Annotated in this window: 7 protein-coding genes and 1 other RNA gene; 2 read left to right on the top strand and 6 right to left on the bottom strand. The window is 57.3% G+C overall.

The annotated features are described in order from the left end of the window. Positions 1-264 precede the first annotated feature (264 nt). A complete protein-coding gene (locus tag ACXIUA_RS09645; RefSeq protein ID WP_256021741.1) occupies positions 265-408 on the top strand; it encodes a hypothetical protein in 144 nt (47 codons plus the stop codon). Continuing rightward, entirely contained in the window at positions 405-551 is a 147-nt protein-coding gene (locus tag ACXIUA_RS09640) for a hypothetical protein (protein ID WP_256021740.1), read from the top strand. The genes ACXIUA_RS09645 and ACXIUA_RS09640 overlap by 4 nt, the downstream gene beginning before the upstream one ends. A 289-nt stretch (positions 552-840) precedes the next feature. Here ACXIUA_RS09640 and ACXIUA_RS09635 read toward each other — a convergent pair whose 3' ends face one another. From ACXIUA_RS09635 to ACXIUA_RS09610, 6 genes are all read right to left on the bottom strand, one after another. Continuing rightward, complete coding sequence (locus tag ACXIUA_RS09635) at positions 841-1527, bottom strand: NAD(P)-binding oxidoreductase (RefSeq protein WP_256021738.1); 687 nt, start codon at positions 1525-1527, stop codon at positions 841-843. 520 nt (positions 1528-2047) lie between these two features. Beyond that, positions 2048-2439: a transfer-messenger RNA gene (gene ssrA, locus ACXIUA_RS09630) on the bottom strand. A 173-nt stretch (positions 2440-2612) separates the two neighbouring features. Continuing rightward, on the bottom strand, positions 2613-3368 hold the full coding sequence (locus tag ACXIUA_RS09625; RefSeq protein ID WP_070362871.1) for an iron ABC transporter ATP-binding protein: 756 nt from the start codon (positions 3366-3368) through the stop codon (positions 2613-2615). Continuing rightward, a complete protein-coding gene (locus ACXIUA_RS09620; RefSeq protein ID WP_070976013.1) occupies positions 3365-4387 on the bottom strand; it encodes an iron chelate uptake ABC transporter family permease subunit in 1023 nt (340 codons plus the stop codon). Before ACXIUA_RS09620 ends, ACXIUA_RS09625 begins: the two co-directional genes overlap by 4 nt. After that, positions 4380-5354 carry an ABC transporter permease gene (locus tag ACXIUA_RS09615; protein ID WP_070476993.1) on the bottom strand — a complete coding sequence of 325 codons (975 nt, stop codon included), beginning with the start codon at positions 5352-5354 and terminating at the stop codon, positions 4380-4382. The genes ACXIUA_RS09620 and ACXIUA_RS09615 overlap by 8 nt, the downstream gene beginning before the upstream one ends. Further along, positions 5354-6376, bottom strand: coding sequence for a siderophore ABC transporter substrate-binding protein (locus ACXIUA_RS09610; protein ID WP_070362874.1), 1023 nt, complete (start codon positions 6374-6376; stop codon positions 5354-5356). The genes ACXIUA_RS09615 and ACXIUA_RS09610 overlap by 1 nt, the downstream gene beginning before the upstream one ends.

The following is a 6376-nucleotide window of genomic DNA, read 5'->3' as shown; positions in this document are numbered from 1 at the left end:
GTTGAAAAGTATCCTTGCTACTCATATCCAAGGGTAGGGTTACCTCACTCACCCTAAGCTACTCATGAGAGTTAGGCAAGGCTTAGAGAAGAAAGTGATTATCGACATCCCCCTCCCCTTACCCCCGTGTCATGCATCTACGCAGCTTAGATCGCATCGAATCAGCCATTGGCCGCAGCCCCATCTGGTGCAAGCACACCTTAGCTGTGACAGAATACTCGGAGCACTGGATCTCACCGCGTCAGTACAATAGGAGGACTCCAAATGTCCACAATCGCAGTCTTCGCATTCTTTCTCGCCTACATCGTTGCCCCTAGCAGTCCCATCGTATGGATCTTGCTCGCGGTCGCGTTCGTCGCCCTCACCTGGGACACAGTCGCGCTCGTGCGAAAGGATGCTTCCCGATGAAGTCACCACTCAACAACTCAGCCATCTACATCCTCGGTACTGCCCTTGCATATCTGGCGACCGGCTGGGCCTGGACGATTGCCATAGGCGCTGCCGCAGCTCTTTCAGCATTCTCCCGCCACCTGTACGCAGACAAGGCGTAACGTCACTGAGGGGAACGGAAGAGATTCTACCGATCGTCAATAAACGTGAGATCCCCTCCAAGCCAAAAGCCGCCACTCACAGTGACGGCTACAACTAGCTATGTGCTTTACCCTTCGGTGAACGAGTCCCACGGAGCACCAACCATATCGGCAAGTTCAATATCCGCTTCATCTTCCGAAACCAGCTTCATATTCTAGGGCCAATACTCACCACGTATTCGAGCAAATCTTCACCCGTGTTCAACTGGCTCGCTCATCACGCTTTACCTTTCACTTGGGGCTCTGGCCTCTAGATGTCTTTGACGCTGCCTTCGCCGTCAATGAACTCCAGCGGCGACGCTGGGAAATGTGCACGACTGACAACCTCGGTAACGACGTCCGCAACAAGCTCGCGGGATGTCGTCATGCTGCTGGCACGCTCTGCATCATTGTCCAGCACAGTAATGCCCCCAGCAGGCTCTTCGGTGAGCGCCGCTGGGCCGAGGATGAGGTAGTTGAGGTCCGTCGAATTCAGCTTCTTATCGACGGCCTTCTTCGACTCGACATACGCATACCACGACTCATCCGACGGGTCAGTCGTGTTCTCCGTGGCACCGACGTAGGAGATCATCACGTAAGCCGGTGCTCGCTTCCCCTCCGCAGCCAGTTTCTCTAGCCCAGCAATGGAAGCGAGGGCGGCGTCGCGGTCGACTGCCCACGTCACCTCCGCACCAGCGCGTCCACCGTTACCGGCACCCCACACCACAACGTCATACTGGGCAAGGAGCTCAGCCCAGTCCTCAACGGAGATCTCGGTCAGGTCCCGCAGGACAGGAGTAGCACCGAGTGCTTCAATATCGGCAGCCTGGTCGGGGTTGCGTATGAGGGAATGGACAGTATGGCCAGCGGCGACGAGCTTTGGCGCTGCCAACAGCCCCACCTTGCCATGGCCACCGATGTACAGAACGTTCTTGCGTGCAGTCGTCGTTTCAGTCATGGGCGCCACTGTACGCGTCATCTGCTTTCTCTAACGGTTGGCCGAAATTTGGGTCATACCCAGACCCTCAACTTGTAGTTACTCTCCTTCACAATCGCCCACAATCGAAAACCAAGTCCATGCAACGTATCCGACATATGCGAGCGGAAGAACCAGCGGTAAGAAAATGCCAGCAACCGCGCACATCGTAAGTGCGCCGATGGCCACCCGTGCGAATGACGGTTCAGAACCTGAAGCAACGAGCCTTACCGTCACTACGGCGGTAACGAAGCAGAGGACAACAGTCAGCTCCCACGGGATCCCGCTTCTGGTGGCCAAGATCACCGTCGCAATACCAACACAAATCCACAGGACCTTTGGAAGACTCACACTAGAACCCGATCCATTCCTTAGGGACAGTCACACTGAAGCGTAACAAGCTCGGTCTACCGAGCACCAGGTATGCAACCTGAAGCCGATGGAATAGCCTCGGCAAGATATGAAGAAAATGACCCTCTACCTGCTTAAACAAGTAGAGGGTCAGTGGAGCCGCCGGGAATTGAACCCGGGTCCTTCACCACCGCGCCAGGGCTTCTCCGTGCGCAGTTCGCGCACTGCCTCTGCTCGGCCCTCCGGATCAGGCAAACGTGTCCGGATGACGGGCCCAGTCAGTGAAAAATGTCCCTTCCGAGGCCCCACTGACAGGGCCGGAAGGCAAGCCCCCTAAGTCGACGCCAGGTACCGGGTCGGGGGCATCCCCGGCCTGACGGACACGCAGGTCGCTGAACCTTTCTAATTAGGCAGCGAGGGCGTAGTCACGCTGAGAGTTCTTCTCTGCGTTTATTGGTTGCTACGACGCTTACGGTGGTCTCTAGCCTGCACCGGCACGCTTCCCCTGGCTTAGTCGATGAAGTCGAAACCAGAATCGACCCCTCGTACTACGGGAACCGAAATCCAACCAAACCAGCCAGACTCAAAACCGCCCACAAGCAGCAACTTTATTCACTTTGATCATTCCCTCCAAGCGGCCAGGCCGCTCGTCGGCAACGAGGGATAACTTAACCACGAACCAACAAACAACACAAATCGCCTGCGTAACGAGCATTTTAGTGATATGTAGCGAGTGGCCCATCCGGGCCCTCAATTACATGCACGGGCGTGTTGAAGATTTGCGTGAGCAACTCGTCGTTCATGATTTCGCGCGGAGTCCCAAACGCGGCGATCTGACCATCCTTGGTGGCGCAGATGTAGTCGGCGTACTTCGCTGCGAAGTTGATGTCGTGCAGCACGATGATGATGGTCCGCCCGAAGTCCCTCGCGGCGGAGTACAGGTGCTTCATCATTTCCACCGAGTGTGCAATGTCGAGATTGTTTAGTGGTTCGTCGAGAAGAACATAGTCAGTTTCCTGGCAGAGCACCATCGCAACGTAAGCGCGCTGACGCTGCCCTCCTGAGAGCTGATCCAGGTAACGGTTTTCGAGTTCGTGGAGACCAAGGAAGTCGATGTACTTCGAGATGATCTGCTCGTCCTCGGGAGTGAGACGTCCATGGCTGTACGGGAAGCGCCCGAAGCCGACGAGCTGGCGCACCGTCAGGCGCGTCACAAAGTGGTTCTCCTGACGCAAGATCGAGATGATCTTTGCGAGATCTTTTGATTTAGCGCTGGTGACGTCCATACGGCCGATTTCGACGGTGCCGGAGTCGATAGCTAAGAGACGCCCAATCATCGTGAGGAGCGTCGACTTCCCTGCGCCGTTCGGCCCGACGAGCGCGGTGATGCCACCAGCGGGAATCTCGATATTGACGGGTCCGATTTTGACGTCGTCGCCGTAGTCTTTGCGGACTTCTTTCAGCGTGATCATAAGCGTCCCTTCTTCAAGATGACTGCCAAAAAGGTGATGCCACCGACGAGCTCAATGATGATTGACACGACGCCCTGCGCATAAAACACGTGGTTCATGATGAAGTAGGCGCCACTGAGTACGCAGAATCCCAGCAGTACTGCCATTGGGAAGATGTAACGGTGGTCGTAGGTATCGCAGAATTGGTACGCGAGCGTCGCTACGAGGAACCCCAGGAACGTCATCGGCCCGACGAGCGCGGTCGAGACCGCCATCAAGATGGAGACCAGCACCAATGTGAAGATCGAGTGGAATCGGTGGCTAACGCCGAGGTTCACGGTGACATCTCTGCCGAGTGCGAGGACGTTGAGGTGGCGTGAATTGAAGACCAGTAGTGCTGTGGCGCCGACCGCGAGTGGGATAGCGACCGGATAGTACTCAGGATCCGCGTTGTTGACGGAGCCAAACAACCGCGCGGTGAGGACGTCGAACTCGCTTGGTGTGAGGAGGCGCTGCATGAACGTCGACACGCTGCCGAGTCCGCCACCGATCACGATGCCGACCAGCAGCATCGCGTGCATATTTGCGTGCTTTCCGGACAACAGCCACGCGTACAGCACAAGGCTCAGGCCAACCATGAGCACTAGCTGCAGCACGAACATCTGGAGCGTATATCCATTGTTCAGGCCAGCGGCACCGAGGAAGAACACGGTCGAGGTGTGAATCGACACGTAGAGGGCTTCAAAACCCATGATGGACGGCGTAATGATGCGGTTGTTCGTCACCGTTTGGAACGAAACGGTCGCCACCGCCTGGCACAGCGCCACAATCGCCATCGCGATAACCGAGTTCAAACGGCGCTTCGCAATCAGCCAGTATCCGGTGGTGCCGAAGTCCATGGGGTTGCCGTACGCCAACAGACCGGCAGTAAACCCTACGGCGGCGATGATAAGGCACGCAAGAATTATCCAGTAGCGGGTTTTGCTCTTGGTGGATTGGAAGGCTCCGACGAAGCGGGCGTCGATAAGCTGTTTAGGCACGGCGACTCTGCCTCACGATCAAGAAGACGAAAACCACCGCACCGATGATGCCCAAGATGACGGACACCGGGATCTCGAACGGGGCGATGATCGTGCGGGCCAGCAAGTCGCACACGGTGACGATGCCGACGCCAAGGAGGCAGACCCACGGAAGGTTGGAGCGGAGGTCGTCGCCACGCATCATGGAAACAATGTTGGGAACAATGAGCCCAAGAAAAGGAAGATTGCCGACGACCACCGTCACGACGCCCGCTGCGACCGCAACGAGGCTCGTTCCGACCAAGATGATGCGGCCGTAGTTAAGGCCAATGTTCGTGGCGACGTCCTCCCCCAGGCCGGCGGCCGTAAGGCGGTCGGCGTAGAAGAACACGGCAATCACGACCGCGACGACGATCCAGAGTACCTCGTACTGCCCGGAAATCACTGAGGTAAACGAGCCAGCGAACCAAATCCCGAGCGACTGAAGCAGGTCAGTTTGAAGCGCCCAAAACGTGGAGAATGCGCTGACAACGGCGCCGAGCATGATGCCGACGATCGGGACGATCAGGCTCGAGCGCAGCGTCACCCTCCGAAGGAACGCAAAGAAGACCATCGTCCCGATGAATGCGAAGGTGACGGAAATGATCATGCGCTGCAGGATCGTGCCGTCGGGCAAAAATACGTACGACGCCAGCAAGCCCAGGCCAGCCCACTCGGTGGTACCCGTCGTGGTGGGCTCGACGAAGCGGTTCTGCGTGAGCATCTGCATGATCAGACCGCTCATCGCCATCGCGGCGCCAGCAAGCACCAGCGCGATAGTGCGCGGAACGCGGGTGGTTTTGAACATGTCCCAGCCGTCGCTTGATCGAAAAACGTCGTACTGGCCAACCAATAAGGACAAGGCCAGCAGCACGATCACAATGACGAGACCCACCCCAAGCTTCCAGTTAAGAAGTTTGGGGTGGGTGCGCGTACCCGGTTGCGCCATTACTTGGCGGCCTCCAGCTGGTCAGCAATGCCGTTCAGGATTTCGGTGTAGGTCAGGATGGACTCGTTGATGTAGGTGTCCTGCGGAGCCACATAGATGTGGTTCTCCTTGACTGCGGTGACATTCTGCAGTGCGGCAGAGTCGCTCAGCACGCTCAGAGCAGCCGGGGACTCCCCTTCCTTCTTAATGGCCGCGTCGCGGTCAAGGGCGAAGATCCAATCTGGGTTGGAGTCGGCGATAGCCTCAACAGAAATATCGTCACCCTTGTGGTCGCTCGAGGCGTTTTCTACCTTCAGCGCCGGAGTGAAACCGATGAGGTCAAAGAGGGGGCCAAAGGTGCGGCCGATGCCCGGCGCAACATATCCGATTTCCCCACCAGAAACGTTGACAGCCATCACGGTCTGCGCTGGGTCGTATGCGTCGCGAGCACGCTGTACTGCCTTGGTGAAGTCTTCGACGGTTTTCTCCGCTTCGGCCTGCTTACCGAAGATTTCGCCGAGCTCGAGGGTCTGACGGATCAACTCACGGTCGAAGGGTTCATCGTCACGTGGTTCGAAGTCGACGAGTACTGCGTTTGGAACAAGTTTCTGAATCTCGTCGTCGTACTTTTCAAAACGCTGGCCCGAGATGATTACGTCCGGGTCAGCTGCAACGATGATCTCCAGATTCGGCTCCTTGTGATTGCCGATGTCCGCAATATCGTCATTGTCTCGCAGGCCCGGAACATCTTTCGAAACCAACTTCTTTGGCGCCGCAACCGGCTTCACACCCCAGGAGTCCAGGAGCTCGAAGGTGCGGTTGTCGAGCGCAACGACGCGCTTCGGCGGAGTCGGCACAGTCTTTTCGCCATAGTTGTCGGTCACGGTCACGGTGCCGTTTTCCGCGGCAGTCGTCGTAGCGGAGGCGCTAGCCTGGGTCTCCGAAGTGGACGCGTTGTTCGACTCTGCTTCAGAGCAGGCGGTCAGCGTCATCGCTGCGGCGGCTGCAACAGCCACGATGGTCTTACGTGAAAAACGAATCAT

This window comes from Corynebacterium sp. UMB8791, assembly GCF_054166365.1.
This window is presented reverse-complemented; position numbering and strand designations above follow the sequence as displayed.

Excerpts from the sequence above, each read along its gene's own strand:
- ACXIUA_RS09615 (WP_070476993.1), bottom strand. The coding sequence starts at position 5,354 with ATGGCGCAACCGGGTACGCGCACCCACCCCAAACTTCTTAACTGGAAG.
- ACXIUA_RS09640 (WP_256021740.1), top strand. The coding sequence starts at position 405 with ATGAAGTCACCACTCAACAACTCAGCCATCTACATCCTCGGTACTGCC.
- ACXIUA_RS09610 (WP_070362874.1), bottom strand. The coding sequence starts at position 6,376 with ATGATTCGTTTTTCACGTAAGACCATCGTGGCTGTTGCAGCCGCCGCA.
- ACXIUA_RS09645 (WP_256021741.1), top strand. The coding sequence starts at position 265 with ATGTCCACAATCGCAGTCTTCGCATTCTTTCTCGCCTACATCGTTGCC.
- ACXIUA_RS09635 (WP_256021738.1), bottom strand. The coding sequence starts at position 1,527 with ATGACTGAAACGACGACTGCACGCAAGAACGTTCTGTACATCGGTGGC.
- ACXIUA_RS09625 (WP_070362871.1), bottom strand. The coding sequence starts at position 3,368 with ATGATCACGCTGAAAGAAGTCCGCAAAGACTACGGCGACGACGTCAAA.